General features: G+C 40.7%; 13 protein-coding genes. 4 read left to right on the top strand and 9 right to left on the bottom strand.

Annotated features, from left to right (window positions below; all coding sequences use genetic code 11):
• Window positions 1-622 precede the first annotated feature (622 nt).
• Window positions 623-2,227: a M23 family metallopeptidase gene (locus EV695_RS06155; RefSeq protein ID WP_165874630.1), complete on the top strand. Its 1,605-nt coding sequence runs from the start codon at window positions 623-625 to the stop codon at window positions 2,225-2,227.
• Window positions 2,228-2,251: 24 nt separating this feature from the next.
• The gene (locus tag EV695_RS06150; protein WP_131905008.1) at window positions 2,252-3,364 is read left to right on the top strand and encodes an anhydro-N-acetylmuramic acid kinase; all 1,113 of its coding nucleotides are present in this window, start codon (window positions 2,252-2,254) and stop codon (window positions 3,362-3,364) included.
• 46 nt (window positions 3,365-3,410) lie between these two features.
• Here EV695_RS06150 and panC read toward each other — a convergent pair whose 3' ends face one another.
• From panC to EV695_RS06120, 6 genes are all read right to left on the bottom strand, one after another.
• Window positions 3,411-4,256, bottom strand: a complete 846-nt coding sequence (panC, locus tag EV695_RS06145; protein WP_131905007.1) for a pantoate--beta-alanine ligase — start codon at window positions 4,254-4,256, stop codon at window positions 3,411-3,413.
• 84 nt (window positions 4,257-4,340) lie between these two features.
• A complete protein-coding gene (gene panB / locus EV695_RS06140; RefSeq protein ID WP_207906958.1) occupies window positions 4,341-5,138 on the bottom strand; it encodes a 3-methyl-2-oxobutanoate hydroxymethyltransferase in 798 nt (265 codons plus the stop codon).
• A complete protein-coding gene (gene folK / locus EV695_RS06135; protein ID WP_279388024.1) occupies window positions 5,131-5,664 on the bottom strand; it encodes a 2-amino-4-hydroxy-6-hydroxymethyldihydropteridine diphosphokinase in 534 nt (177 codons plus the stop codon). Before folK ends, panB begins: the two co-directional genes overlap by 8 nt.
• Window positions 5,665-5,714: 50 nt before the next feature.
• Window positions 5,715-7,004, bottom strand: a complete 1,290-nt coding sequence (gene pcnB, locus EV695_RS06130) for a polynucleotide adenylyltransferase PcnB (protein WP_131905005.1) — start codon at window positions 7,002-7,004, stop codon at window positions 5,715-5,717.
• A gap of 217 nt (window positions 7,005-7,221) precedes the next feature.
• Window positions 7,222-8,415 (bottom strand): aminotransferase-like domain-containing protein, encoded by a 1,194-nt coding sequence (locus tag EV695_RS06125; protein WP_131905004.1) that lies wholly within the window; start codon window positions 8,413-8,415, stop codon window positions 7,222-7,224.
• Window positions 8,408-9,199: a PhzF family phenazine biosynthesis protein gene (locus EV695_RS06120; RefSeq protein WP_131905003.1), complete on the bottom strand. Its 792-nt coding sequence runs from the start codon at window positions 9,197-9,199 to the stop codon at window positions 8,408-8,410. The genes EV695_RS06125 and EV695_RS06120 overlap by 8 nt, the downstream gene beginning before the upstream one ends.
• A gap of 187 nt (window positions 9,200-9,386) precedes the next feature.
• Between EV695_RS06120 and EV695_RS06115 the strand changes: the two genes are divergently transcribed.
• Both EV695_RS06115 and EV695_RS06110 read left to right on the top strand, forming a co-directional pair.
• Window positions 9,387-10,805 carry an aminotransferase-like domain-containing protein gene (locus EV695_RS06115; protein ID WP_131905002.1) on the top strand — a complete coding sequence of 473 codons (1,419 nt, stop codon included), beginning with the start codon at window positions 9,387-9,389 and terminating at the stop codon, window positions 10,803-10,805.
• A 187-nt stretch (window positions 10,806-10,992) separates the two neighbouring features.
• Window positions 10,993-11,454 (top strand): DUF4124 domain-containing protein, encoded by a 462-nt coding sequence (locus EV695_RS06110; protein ID WP_131905001.1) that lies wholly within the window; start codon window positions 10,993-10,995, stop codon window positions 11,452-11,454.
• Window positions 11,455-11,520: 66 nt separating this feature from the next.
• Here the strand turns inward: EV695_RS06110 and EV695_RS06105 are convergent, their stop codons facing one another.
• The 3 genes from EV695_RS06105 to rho all read right to left on the bottom strand — a co-directional run bounded on the left by EV695_RS06105 (window position 11,521) and on the right by rho (window position 15,009).
• The gene (locus EV695_RS06105; RefSeq protein ID WP_131905000.1) at window positions 11,521-13,401 is read right to left on the bottom strand and encodes an ATP-binding protein; all 1,881 of its coding nucleotides are present in this window, start codon (window positions 13,399-13,401) and stop codon (window positions 11,521-11,523) included.
• On the bottom strand, window positions 13,391-13,597 hold the full coding sequence (locus tag EV695_RS06100) for a hypothetical protein (RefSeq protein WP_131904999.1): 207 nt from the start codon (window positions 13,595-13,597) through the stop codon (window positions 13,391-13,393). The genes EV695_RS06105 and EV695_RS06100 overlap by 11 nt, the downstream gene beginning before the upstream one ends.
• Before the next feature lie 155 nt (window positions 13,598-13,752).
• Window positions 13,753-15,009 carry a transcription termination factor Rho gene (rho, locus tag EV695_RS06095; protein WP_131904998.1) on the bottom strand — a complete coding sequence of 419 codons (1,257 nt, stop codon included), beginning with the start codon at window positions 15,007-15,009 and terminating at the stop codon, window positions 13,753-13,755.
• Window positions 15,010-15,127: the final 118 nt, after the last annotated feature.

Here is a 15,127-nt window from a genome sequence, read left to right as displayed (position 1 = left end):
ATTTTCAAGTAATCAACATTTATTTAATGTTTTTTACTCAACAATTCAAACAAAATTCCCAACAAATCAAAACACTTTACAGCGACCTAATCTGTCAGAGCGGCGCATTATAGACACCTCTCATTTTGAATCAACTACTAATTTCAATTTAATTTAAATAACTTTAAATCAGATCAAAACCGCCTACAAACAGATCACTTTAACAAGCAGCTTGTTCGTTGGAGCGGCGCATTATAGGTATATCAATTTTTGAAGCAACCTCTAATTTCAATTAAAACAAAATAAACCCAAAACAAGTTTCAAACAGTACTATAAAGGTAGCTTTAAAAGCCGACGTAGCCTGATAGGCAAAAAAGGTTCATCTATTTTTTACCGCAAAGGAGACTTTACCTTTTATATACACTACTATTTACAACGTCATTATTAACGCTAAATACTTAAAATTGCGAGACTATAAAAGAAAGGTTTCAACGCAATTTGACCGCCATCTAAAATACTTATAAACCCCATCAAATGGTAGTTAAGGTAGGATTAAGGTTGCAAACGGTACTATTTTAAGGTATTTATGCGTTTAATTTTTATACATACGTTTTTCATTTACACATTAAGGGCTTTAAATTTGTTGTCAAAAGATCGAAATAACATCGTATATAGCAATAAAAGCTGGAACGATGTTACAAACAAATATGACTTGCTAGATGACCTTGAAATAGTTATCAAAAAAGAAAGTTCAGAACCTGTTGCTGATAATAACATCGCACCTGTAAACCATACATCATGGTTATCAAGATCTGCCGTATTCATAGCTTTAGTAGCTGTGATTGGAAATATTCCTGTGCAGTCACATTTAATTAAAGATGCCCATGCGAACTCAACTGTTAAAACATTTGAAATTATCCCTACTGAAATAGATATAGCTAATAATTCTTTAGATAGCTCTTCTAAAGCTATTCAACTAGCCTCATCAGAAGACAGCCTTCAACTACAGGACATTGGCAATATAGAAGATTTACTGCAAGGTGAGGACATCCTTGAATCAAAGGAGCTTCAACTACCCGCAAGAGCCTTAGAAACTTATGCAGGTCAGGTTAACACCGAGAATACCAGTAAATGGGTTACTTACCACGTCAAATCCTACGACAACATTACTAATATATTCTATAAAGTTGGTCATCAGGCTCTTCTTAAAACACTCAAGCAAAACAAAGAGATCTATAAGCAAATAGAAAAGCTTAAAAGTGGAAGCATTGTTCGCGCTAACTCTGCTAAAGGAGAGCTATCTAATTTAGTATTTACTCATCCGAATGACAGCAAACGTAGTTATGTTATTTCTAAAAACGGCGATGACTATCAAGGTACCTGGAAAAACGATGTATTTGAAGTACGCCAAGCTCGCGCCAGCTTCACTATAGAAAATGGATTGTTTTTTGACGGCAAAAAAGCAAAAGTAGACAACAAAGTCATCAAACAACTTGTTAAAGTTTTTGACTGGGATATCGACTTTTCTCATGATGTTCGTGTCGGTGACAAAGTAACAGCCGTTTACGAAGAAATTTTTCATGATGGCGACAAAGTAGGTACACAGAACCTTCTTGCTGCTGAGTTCATCAATAAAGGTCGTCAATTCAGATCTATTCGTTATACCTATGCAGATGGTAAGTCTGATTACTTTACCCCTCAAGGTAGAGAGATGAAGAAAGCGTTTATCCGCACACCTATCGAACACGCTAGAGTTTCTTCACACTTTAACCCTGGTAGATTTCACCCGAAGCTCCATAAAATCCGCGCTCACAAAGGCACTGATTTTGCAGCGAGAACGGGCACACCTATCATGACAACTGGTAATGGTGTGGTTAAATTCCTAGGAAGAAAAGGCGGTTACGGCAAGACTGTTATCATCCAACATCGAGACGGTTACACAACAACTTACGCTCACATGTCTCGTTACAAGAAAGGCTTAAAAGTTGGAGATAAAGTATATCAAAGCGACCTTATCGGCTACGTAGGACAATCTGGTTTAGCGACTGGACCACACTTACATTATGAATTCCATCAAGACAAAAAAGCCGTTAACGCAATGACCGTTGCTTTACCTAACAGCATGTCTCTTTCGAAATCTGAACTTCAAGATTTCCGCAACAAGGCTGTAAACCTAGTATTACAATTAAACGTATTACATCGTTTTGTTGAAGCAGACATAGAAATAGACAGCGCCATTGGCGGTTAATCTCTCTATTCTTAGTCATTGTTAATGGCTAAGATTGACTACTATATTGGACTTATGTCTGGCACCAGCTTAGATGGTGTCGACACAGTTCTAGTGGGTTTCGATCAGCTGAAACCCACATTAATAGCTTCTTACGTACACCCCATAGAATCTAACCTTAGAGAAACACTCCTCGAAACCATTCACCCAGAATGGAAAGGTACGCTTGTCGATATCGGCACACTCAATCAAAAGCTCGGTCAATTATTTGCAGATGCGAGTTGCGCATTGATCAAAGACAAAAATATCGATAAAAATACGATTACTGCGATAGGAAGCCATGGACAAACACTTTGGCATCAACCTTTAGGTGAACACCCTTTTAGTCTCCAGTTAGGAGATGCCAGCATTATTGCCGAACAAACAGGCATCACTACTATTGCAGACTTTCGAAGTCGTGATGTCGCCGCTGGCGGTCAAGGAGCTCCTCTTGTCCCCGCATTTCATAAAGAATTACTGTCACACCCCAATAAAAACAGAGTAATACTCAATGTTGGGGGAATTTCTAATATCACGATACTTCCCTCTTCCACATCTCCACTCATGGCGAGTGGTTTTGATACAGGCCCCGGAAACGGTTTATTAGACGCCTGGATTTCGAAACATCAAACGAGTAGTTACGACAAGAATGGGGATTGGGCAAAGTCAGGCTCTATCAACGAGACGCTATTAGAATTACTACTATCAGAACCCTATTTTTCTTTACCGTCACCCAAAAGTACCGGCAAAGAATTTTTCAACCTGACCTGGCTAGAGAACTTTATCGGTGATCAACTTCATCAGGAAAAACCAGAAGACATACAAGCCACGTTAACAGAGCTAACGGCTAAATCTATAAGCGACAATGTTATTGATTGCGACGAGTTGTATATTTGCGGCGGGGGTACACACAATAGCTATCTTATCGAGCGATTAAAACACTATTTACCTGATACCGAAATAGACTCTACAGCCAAACTAGGCATTGACCCAGACTGGATGGAAGCAATGGCTTTTGCATGGCTTGCGAAACAAGCTCATGAAAACAAGACAGGAAATCTTCCTTTAGTTACCGGCGCGAGTGGAGAAAGAATCCTCGGTGCGATTTACCCAGCATAATACTGGCTTAAAAACCAAAGCCACCCCCCACCTTTGGGGCAGTTTTTTAGATATCGATTGTTATATTATCAATCAAACGTGCTTTACCCAGCCAGGCAGAAACCAGAAGAACCAAGCTCTTAGAATCAGCATCCGCAACCGATAGATCAGCCGCATTGCGTACTTCGAAGTAATCCGTATTGAATCCCTTATCGTTCAGAGCCTGAATACTTTCTGCTTGAAGAGCAAGATAATCCCTTTCTCCACCTAAGATTTTTTCCTGCGCCTTTTGCATTTGCTGATATAACTTTGGACCTGTGATATTTCGTTGCTCATCATCCAGATAATTATTACGTGAACTCATCGCCAAACCCGTCTCTTCTCTTGCGGTTGGCGCAGCAATGATTTCTATACCAAAGTCCAGATCACTTTCCATACGACGAATAAGCATCAATTGCTGAAAGTCTTTTTCACCAAAAACTGATATATCCGGGTGTACCAAATTAAACAGTTTCGCAACAATGGTAGCCACACCAGAGAAGTGACCAGGACGTGAGTCGCCTTCTAAAATTTCACTGATACCATCAACTTCAACACGGGCCGCACTTCCGGCAGGGTACATTTCTTCCGCAGTAGGGAGAAATACTAAATCAACCCCTTCGCTTTTCAATAACGCCAAATCACTATCCAGTGTTCTCGGGTAAGCCGCCAAATCTTCTGCCTTATCAAACTGAGTAGGATTGATGAAAATAGATACGACGACACGATCTGCAATTTCTTTAGCTTTACGCACCAACGACAAATGACCATCATGCAAATTACCCAAGGTAGGAACAAAAGCAGTGGTCTCATTTCTTGCTCTGTAACCACGCATTACTACTCTTAATTCGTCTTTATCATTTGCTTGTAACATGAAATAGGCCTTTAGTATTTATTCTATAATGTATTGCCACCCCCCTACTTTGAGGGCGTTTTTTTTAATATTCAGTATGTTTCATTAAAAGAAGCATTGATCATCAGTAGGAAAAGACAAGTCACGCACCGCATCAACATACGCTTTAATCGCTTCGGGAATGCCTCGACCGTCTTTTAAGAAGTTTAACGAGAACTTGGGTGCCAAACTTGATATGCCAATCATATCTTGCAGTACTAAAACCTGCCCATCACAATTTCGGCCAGCACCTATACCAATAGTTGGAATTTCCAGCTCTTCTGTTAACTGTTGCGCTAAATCGACGGGAACACATTCTAAAACCACGGCATCAGCTCCCGCATCCTGAAGTGCCAATGCATCAGATAGCATTTGCTTGGCCGCATCATCTTCTCTTCCCTGAACTCGATATCCACCAAGTTTATGGACTGTTTGCGGCGTTAAGCCAATATGTGCACACACAGGAACACCATGCCGTGTCATGTGACGCACCGTATCAAGCTGAGCTTCTCCCCCTTCTAACTTCACAATATGCGCTCGACCTTCCTGCATTAAACGTGCTGCATTGCCAATCGCCTGATCAGGATTGGTGTAACTCATAAAGGGTAAATCTGCCATAACAAGTGCACGCTTAGTTTGGGGCTCAACAGCTCTTGAATGATAGATAATGTCATCCACACTTACTGGCACCGTAGAGTCATGTCCTTGCATCACCATTCCCAGAGAATCGCCCACTAAAATAACGTCGACTCCTTGCTCATCAACAACTCGTGCAAAGCTCGAATCATAAGCGGTTAGAGAAACAATTTTCTCGCCCTTGGATTTCATTTCACGAATAGTTCTTACAGTGACGCGGTTAGGCATGATCAAGCTCCATGATGTTATTTTTTTCAATATCAGATAAATTGTTTATACAGTCTTCAATTGTAGTCGATTTATCAATCGTCAAATTATCTTTAGTGTCTTTAATGAGATCTCGCAGTGGATACAAAACAAACGAACGCTCGCAGATTCTTGGGTGTGGAACAATGAGGCGTCTGCTATCGATTTCTTGATCACCATAAAAAAGTAAATCGAGATCCAGCGTTCTTGCGCCCCAGCGTTTAACCCCCTCTCTCACTCTGTCATTATCATTTTCGATTTTCTGCATTGCGTCAAGCAGAGTTTCAGGGTCGAGCGTTGTTTCTACAGATACTGCGCCATTGAGATAGTCAGGTTGATCTTGAGGACCATGCGGCTTGCTTTTATAAAAGCGGGAGATGATTAAACTGGAAATATGCGGATGGTCATTCAAGTCTGAAATGGCTTGCTGCAGATAGGATAAAGAATCACCCATATTACTACCTAAGGCGATATAACAGCGTACAGGTTTTTTAGAAGGTTTAACCAATGATTCGAATTTCTAACCTTAGCTCTTTACCAAGGAAACCTCTAGGGTGACTAACCATTTTTGCGGCGTTTGCTTCTGCTTTTAGATTTACCGGGTGACGCAGCCAGACACATCGCTTTTTTCTCTGCGGCATCGACTTCCTGAATCAAGGTCCACCATTCACATTCTTCTTCTGGTAGTTCTCCGGCACGCACTCTAAGACACATAAAATCATAAGCTGCACGGAAGCGCTTATGCTCTAGAAATCTGAGCACTCTTCGTTCATTTTTGAAGGGGAATAAGCCCTGAAGCGTCCAGATTTCACGCGTCATATTACTAAATCTTCGAGGCACCGAAATACACTTAACTTGCTCACCAAAAGCATCGGATGCCGCCAAGTGCACAGATTGCAAAGCGGGGTTGCCCAGTTCACGGTACATAATCGAACCTTCACGAACACGTTTCCATAACATCACAGCAAACAGAAACGCGGGAGTTACGGGCATATCAGCCCTGATTCTTTTATCGGTATTTGTAAGAGCAGCATATACCAGCTTGGTATAACTGCCTTCATTACCGTCATTGTCCATGTCTTCATTTAGGCTTTTCTCAGCCTGCGGGAATAAATATTCCAGCAAATGATATTCACGCAGTAGCTCTAGCGTTTTAATCGCCTGACCGCTGTGGAAAAGCTTTAACGCTTCATCAAACAAACGAGCTGGGGCGATATTACCCAATAACGAAGAAAGTTCTCTTATCGGTGCTTCTGAGGCAGGCTCAATGCTAAGTCCTAGCTTGGCTGCAAAACGTATCGCTCGGATCATTCTTACGGGGTCTTCACGGTAACGGACGACAGGGTCACCAATCATTCTAAGCTGGCGTTTTTCCAAGTCTTCCATTGCACCGACGAAATCTAACACCTCGCCTTTCTGCAAATCGTAGAAAAGCGCGTTAATGCTGAAATCTCTACGATAAGCGTCTTCTAAGACAGTGCCGTAGACATTGTCATGAATGATTCGACCGTGTTGGCCAACCTGACCTTTGTCGCTATCATCATGAGGCGCGCGAAAGGTTGCCACTTCAAAGTATTCACGACCAAAATGGACATGAGCCAATCTAAAGCGTCGACCAATAATTCGGGTAGAGGGGAGAACTTCTTTTACTTGTTCGGGAGTTGCGCTGGTGGCAATGTCAAAATCTTTGGGATGAAATCCCAGAAGTAAGTCACGTACTCCACCACCCACCAGATAGGCTTCATAACCAGCATCAGTCAAAGACTTCAAGATTGTACGGGCTTTTTTGTCGATTTCTCGAGGGTTAATACCGTGCTCGCTTGCGGGTATTTTGGTGACTGAACTCATTCTTTATTAATTTATTATTTCAACTATGAAAAACGCCATAAGCTTAGCATATTAAGTGCAATTATTAGCTAAATACATTACTAAAAGTTAATAAATGTGGTCCTTAGGTGAAAATTTAAGCGTTTAATCACGCATAAAGCGCCACAAACGTTTAATCCTAAAGTCACCCCCCTACTTAGGGGGCGTTTTTTTACTCATTCATCGCGCTAGTTATTATCTACTGCATTTTATTTTTAATGCATTTGCCCAATCGTTTTATACCTTCACGAATGGTTTCTGAATCTACCGTTACATAACTAAGACGCATTGTATTTTCTTTTGGCTCACCCACGTAAAACGGATGACCCGGTACAAAGGCAACCTTCGATTCCAGCGCGTCATCAAATAATTCCATTGACGACATCCCTTCTGGCAAGGTTACCCATAAAAACATACCACCATCAGATGTTGCCGTTGTGACGCCTTCTGGAAAGTATTCTTCGATAGCAGAAAGCATTGCATCCCTTTGTTTCGAATACAGTCCGATGATTGTTTCCAAATGCTCATCAACGGAGTTATCTGTTAAGTACTGACTCATGACTAACTGAGAAAAGTAATTGGTGTGTAAGTCCGAAGCTTGCTTTGCAATAATCAATGAATCCATCAACCATTCAGGGGCGACAATCCAGCCAATTCTAAAAGACGGTACAACGACTTTCGAGAACGTGCCCAACATAATGGTGCGATCAGGAATCAATGAGTAGAAGCTTTCTTTTTCTTCCCCTGAGAATCGTAATTCCCCATAAGGATCATCTTGAATCAGCAGCGTATCGTATTTATCAATAGTCGCTGCAACAGCTTCTCTATTCTCTTGTGAATATGAAATACCCGTCGGGTTCTGAAAGTTTGGTACGGCATATACAAACTTGGGCTTTGAGCTTTGCAGCACATTTTCCAGCTGCGCTACATCCATCCCATTGTCATTCACTTCTACGGTTAACATATTTGGTTGATACAAAGAGAAGGATTGAATTGCACCCAGATACCCCGGGTTTTCGATAATTATGTCATCACCTTCATTGAGCAGTGCTTTTGCAATTAGATCAAATGCTTGCTGAGAACCATTGGTGATTAAAATACTCTCTGGTGAGACATCTATGCCCTGCTTTTCTTTGTAACGCTGTGCAATCAAGTTACGCAACGAGAGATCGCCTTCGGTATTACTATACTGCAATGCTTTTGCGCCATTTTGCTCTAGGACTTTGGCACTTGCCTGTGCGATATCACTAACAGGAAATAGACTTGCATTCGGCAAGCCGCCGGCAAAAGAAATAATATCCGAATGATTTGATACTTTTAGTATCTCGCGAATAAAAGACTTGGGAACACTTTTAATTCTATTTGATAATAAATGACTATTTTTTTCACTCATAGAGCTCACCTTTAAATACTGTCGTGGCATGTCCTGCAATACTGACTCTGTCGCCCACTAATTCGACCTGCAATGCTCCCCCACGTTTGGATAACTGTAAAGCATTCATTTGCGTTTTATTCAATCTTTCTGCCCAAAAAGGCGCCAGCGAGCAATGTGTCGACCCCGTTACCGGATCTTCGCTAATACCAACATTCGGGCTGAATACGCGAGACACGAAATCAACGCTATCACCACGGGCTGTTACGATCACATATTCAGCATCTAAAAGCTCTAATTGTTGTATATACGGCGCTATGCTTCTGACCGCTTCCTCATTCTTCACCTCTACTAATATATCTTCGCCTGTTTTGTAGGTATTAAGAATATCGCAGCCCAGTGCCATTTCTAGCCCAATCGGCTCTTTACATTCACTGGAAGGCTGCTGTGGGAAATCAAGACTTATTAGAGATTCACTGCGTACCACTTTTAATTCGCCACTTTTTGTAGCGAAACGGATAGCCTGACCATCCGAGATTATACCTTCGGACCATAAGATGTGTGCCGTAGCCAAAGTTGCATGACCGCATAATTTAACTTCTGTCGTGGGTGTGAACCATCTTAAAGAATACTGTTCCCTATCCATCTCTTCAGCAAAAGCTGTCTCTGGTAGATTCATCTCCTCTGCCAGACTTTGCATCCACGCATCTGTTTGCGCATGTGCTTTCGGGAGAATACATACTCCGGCTGGATTGCCGCTGAATTGTTTATCGGCGAACGCATCCACCTGAAATATATTAATCATTCTTTAACCTTATTATTTCTTCTAACTAAGCAACTAACTCACCAAGTCGTCAGCAAACGCTGGTTTGCTTAATTTGCGCATCAATATACTATTGTGTCATATTAGAATACAGATTCAATATTTTAAATTTGATACGGTACAGTTTACATAGCTTATATCTGTACCTATTCTCATACCGAGAAATAACATGACAACCCGCTACCAACAAGTTGCTGATCATATCAGTGATCAAATTAAAAATGGTCTACTCAGGGCAGGCGAAAAAGTCCCTTCTGTACGTCAGTGCTCAGCGGAAATGGGGCTAAGCATTTCTAGTGTGATTCGTGGCTATGAACTACTTCAGGATCAAATGCTCATCGAGCCCCGTCCGCAATCAGGTTTTTATGTTCGCTCTCAATTTGAAAAAAATGATCCTCCTGATATCAGCAAGCCGACGCCTAAACCATCAGATGTCAACATCAATTCACTTGCAGTAACACTAATGCAAACCACGCAGGATGAAAACGTAATACAACTGGGAACAGCACCACCTTTTACCGACGTACCTTCTGTAAAAGCGCTGAATCGCATTATGACTAAAGTCATCAGAGAAGAGCCTAATATTGCGGATTATGACACTCCCGCAGGTAACGAAGATTTAAGACGGCAAATTGCCAGACGTATGATAAACGCTGGGGTGAACGTTCACCCAGATGAAATTGTGATCACCACAGGTTGCCAGGAAGCAATAACATTGTGCCTGAGAGCAATTACTAAAGCGGGCGATACAGTAATCGTGGAATCACCCAGCTACTTTGGCACCTTAAAAGCGATTGAATCTTTAGGGCTAAAAGTACTGGAAATTCCTACTCATGCCGAAAAAGGAATGAGCCTTAGCGCAATACAAGATGCCATTGCGCAATGGGATATTAGCGCCTGTGTGCTCACACCTAATTTCAGTAATCCATTGGGTTACGTTATGAGTGATGAAAAAAAATCAAAACTTAGAAGTCTACTTAAAGCCGCTGATGTTCCGATAATAGAAGATGATATTTACGCAGAACTGAGTTACAACACGCAACGCCCCAAAGCGATTAAAGCCTACGATGAAAAAAGCGCGAAGAGCAATGTATTGCTTTGCTCTTCATTATCCAAATCACTTTCTCCTGGCTTAAGAATTGGCTGGGCCATTCCTGGTAGGTGGTTAAGTGAGGTTACCCAATTAAAAGTGTGTAACAGTATGGCTGGCGCAACTGTACCCGCTAAAACCGCGGCTCGTTATCTTGAGTTAGGTATTTTTGATCGGCACTTAAGACAAATGCGCCGTCACTACAAAGATCAGAGAGATTACTTTCTACATCTTGCAACGCTTCATTTACCGAAGAATATTAGACTGACGCATCCTGAAGGTGGATATGTCATCTGGCTAGAACTGGAAGAACATATTGATAGCATGAAACTCTATGAAGATGCCAAACAAGCACAAATCAGTATTGCTCCCGGTCCTTTATTTTCAGTGAGCGGAGAATATAAAAATTTCATACGCATCAATTATGGCAAAGCCTCTAAAGACCAATTAGAAAAAGCCATGATCATATTAGGTCGAATCATTTGTAACAGTGCTTAGTATCAGTAAAAACTGACTTTTAAGAATAACAATAGATAATCATTGCCACCCCCCTACTTTGAGGCGTTTTTTTAGAGTTCCCATTTATCTGATCCATTTGATAGCAACGGCTCACTTCGCTAAAATTTGCACATCAAATAAAAACTAATAAACAATGATAATAAAAAATAATTACCTAATAGGTTTCATGGCTCTTCTACTATCTAGCCCGAACTATGCTGATAGCGTCAATAAAAAAGAAGTCTATTCATTTCAATCCAAAGATGGCACAACGGTATTTACTGATAAACGCCCTGCTAAAGCCAGTCAATACAAGACACAAACGATTGAAGCGATAGCACCAAGCGCTAGTAATACTAGCAACCATAATGTTACTCATTACAATAACTCGACGCAAATCAATCACACTCAAACCATTGTCTACGAGAATCAGAATTCGATAAAAAAGAAAAAACGTAGTAGTAAAAAACATGGAAAAGGGAAACACAGCTTAAGTCGCTGCCAACGTTACAAAGAAAAACTGGATGACTACTCAGAGAAAATGAGAAGTGGTTATACTAATTCCGAATATAAAAAATTAGAAAAAAATCGAAAGAAATATAAGAATTTACTGTTTAAGCACTGTGATACCAAAACATTCAGTGAATAACTAAACTCTTAAGCCACCCCCCTACTTTGAGGGGGATTTTTATTGAAATGATCGACTAGCCTGTAACTAGACTACAAGCTCTGTTCCATCCAGTGGACATACAATAGCTTTCGCCACCTCGACATCCTGCGGGAATTCCTGAGCAGAAATCCATACTTGATTAATCACGTTACTAACATCAGGGAGCGCACGCATGGTTGCGTTTGTTCTTAATTGATCGAAGAAGGCAAACGGCTCATCAAGGAAAATAAACTGTTTTTCATTACCTGAGTTTTTCGCTAATTCTTCTGACATTGCCATTCTTAATGCCAACATCACCTGACGTTGAGTGCCTGACGATATCTCATCAAAATCCATATAGTCTTTCTTTTCGTCAGAGTAGATTTGCACACTAAAGTCTTCAGCAATTCTAACTTCGCTATAACGGCCTTCCGTAAATTTAGGCAAAGTATTTGCCGATATGTCTGAGATATTCTGATTGAAAAGCTCGACTGAATCTTTAGCTGCTCGCTGCATCAATCCGATTGAAATATTTTGCACATCAATACTGTATTTACACTTATCTACAACTTTATTTAGACCTTGTAAGGTTGAACGTAAGTTTCCAGCTTTGTCTGAACGTTCTTTTTCAGTCGCTATATCGACCAGTAATTCTTTACCCAGATCTTCTATTTCGCCATCCTGCTTCTTTAGCGAATCCGTTAATCTTGTTACAGCCGCGGTGATCTCTTCAGTATCGGCTTTGTAGCCAGTAGTACCTTCCGCTAACTGCGAAAGGTTATTAAACTGCTCTCTGGGAGGGAGAATTTGCAACGTAGATGGCGCTTCTTTTCTTTCATGCAACATTTGCACTACACGCTCAGGCAGTAATGTTTCAACCAGTGTTGTCACATATCTATGGCCTTTTTGTAAGGCACCAGCGAAGCCTTCTGCCTCTTCATCCAGCCTTTTCATCGTTGCCTGAGAGTTCTTACGTACAAGCATCGTTATTAAGTAACCAACCAAAGCAACTATAGCGCCCGGCAGCAGCCAACTATCAGCGAGACCGTTATACAGTGAGACATTTTCTTCAGTCATCGAAGAGGACAAAAACTCCATTAAAGAGTCTTTAAAGTAAGTATTTAAAACCCACAGCACCCACAGAATAAAGGCGATTGGGAATAGTAATTTACCTAAAAATGAAAAGGTCCCATAGGCTTTTCTTGCGCTATGAAAAGCACCGTAATTGTTTGAGTAAAGCTCACCGTTTTCATTCAAATGGCCAACTAATTTTTCTCTATCAGACTGCTCATTACCAAGCGTTTCTTCTGCATCAATTAGTTCTGGTAACCAGGTTTCATCGAGTTGAATAACATCCAACTCTGCCTGAGTAGTTTCTACCTGAGGCATTAACTCATTGATAGCCTCTGCGTTTTGAATATTGGATTTTTCAAAATCATCGGTTATCTGGGCATAAGCACCGATACCTGCCATTTGCTTGATGGTGCTGCTTTGCGGGTCTGGAGAGGTTAGTTCTCTTTGAGCGAGGTAAAACGAATTAGCAAACGCATCGTAATCAAAGCCTAGTATTTTAGGGAGCGCTTCTGCAACCTCTTCTATACCATCAATTTTATAATTTTCTTCGCTATCATTTATTTTCTGTAAAGTTGCCTTAGATACACCTTTACGATCAACACTGCGGCTCAATTCGTAAGTATCATCATCACCAGCGATAAAGTTTATCGTGACATCAGAATCATCGGATCCCCAAGAAACAAGCTTGCCCAGATTTTTTTCATCGAGAAAAAATGTTCTGCCAAAAAGGGCAAAACAGATTGCTTCGCCTATGCTGGTTTTTCCAGATTCGTTAGAACCAGCGACGGTAATTACGCCGGATTCAGGAATATCGGTGACTTCGAGTTTATGGTATTTGCGAAAGTTTGTAGCAATAAGAGATTTAATCAGCATGGAATAATTCCTCTACTGAAATAGAATCATCCAATTTTTGAAGTACGAGCTTAACGGCATCTTCATACTTATCCATATCGAAATCTTCTTTTTCTGACTGCTCTTTTACATCTTCTTTACAGAATTTAGCGAAGCGTTTTGCGGCTCCTCTAACACTGTCTGTCTTTAACCAACGAAGTTCTAATTCAGCCGTCATGTAATTTCTCCAATTACTAATTCATCAGAATAATGCCCACATCAAAAAGGACAAGTTATAGCCATTGTAGTGAAAATAATCGAAAATACAAACGGCAATAAAAAAGCCCCTAGCGACAATGTCCCTAGAGGCTCATAGAAAGGCTAGTATTACTATTAGCCCTTCATATTATTGAAAAATTCTTCATTTGTTTTAGTTTTTTGCAACTTATCAAACAAGAATTCCATTGCTTCCACTTCTTCCATTGGATGAAGGAATTTACGCAAAATCCAAAGACTCTGAAGCTCGTCTTCACCAACCAGCAACTCTTCACGACGAGTACCAGAACGATTGACATTGATTGCAGGATAAACACGTTTCTCAGAAATCTTACGATCAAGATGTAATTCTGAGTTACCTGTACCTTTAAATTCTTCATAGATAACTTCGTCCATTTTAGAACCAGTATCTATCAGTGCAGTAGCAAGAATCGTTAAGCTACCGCCTTCTTCAAGATTACGTGCTGCACCAAAGAAACGCTTAGGACGATGTAATGCATTCGCATCCACACCACCGGTTAATACTTTACCTGATGAAGGCACTACGGTGTTGTAAGCACGAGCCAAACGAGTAATCGAATCTAATAAGATGATTACGTCTTTCTTATGCTCAACAAGGCGTTTTGCTTTTTCAATAACCATTTCCGCTACTTGTACGTGGCGTGTTGCTGGCTCATCGAATGTTGATGAAACAACCTCACCCTGAACCATGCGAGACATCTCCGTCACTTCTTCCGGACGCTCATCAATAAGAAGAACAATTAAGTGAGCATCAGGCTGATTTGTTGCAATGCTTTGTGCAATATTTTGTAGCATCATTGTTTTACCCGCTTTTGGCGGAGCAATGATTAAACCACGTTGACCTTTACCAATCGGTGCAACAATATCGATAACTCGAGCAGTAATATCTTCGGTACTACCGTTACCACGTTCCATACGCATTCTTTCATCAGGATGAAGTGGTGTCAGGTTTTCAAATAATAATTTGTTACGTGCGTTTTCTGGTGGCTCAGTATTGATTGTATCTACTTTAAGCAGTGCGAAATAACGCTCGTTATCTTTAGGTGTACGTATCTTACCCGCTACGGTATCACCTGTTCTTAAACCAAAACGGCGTATCTGACTTGGAGACACATAAATATCATCCGCGCCCGCAACGTAGTTACTGTCGCTAGATCTTAAAAACCCAAAGCCATCCTGTAATATTTCTAAGACACCATCTCCGTAAATATCATCGCCTTCTTTAGCAACAGCTTTCAAAATGGCAAAGATTACATCTTGTTTACGAGCACGAGACATTCCATCAACGCCTTTTTCTTTGGCAATTGCTAGGATTTCAGGAGGTGTTTTTTGTTTTAATTCAGTAAGGTTCATAGGTGAGATATAAGATAATTTAGAATAGGTTTAGATAAAGAATAGTTGTTTTAGATTTAGTGAAGTTTTTCGTTTAAGTACACAATATCGATTGATTAAATTCTATGGCTTTGCCATA

Source organism: Cocleimonas flava, assembly GCF_004339015.1.
GTDB classification, from domain to species: Bacteria; Pseudomonadota; Gammaproteobacteria; order Thiotrichales; family Thiotrichaceae; genus Cocleimonas; species Cocleimonas flava.
This window is presented reverse-complemented; position numbering and strand designations above follow the sequence as displayed.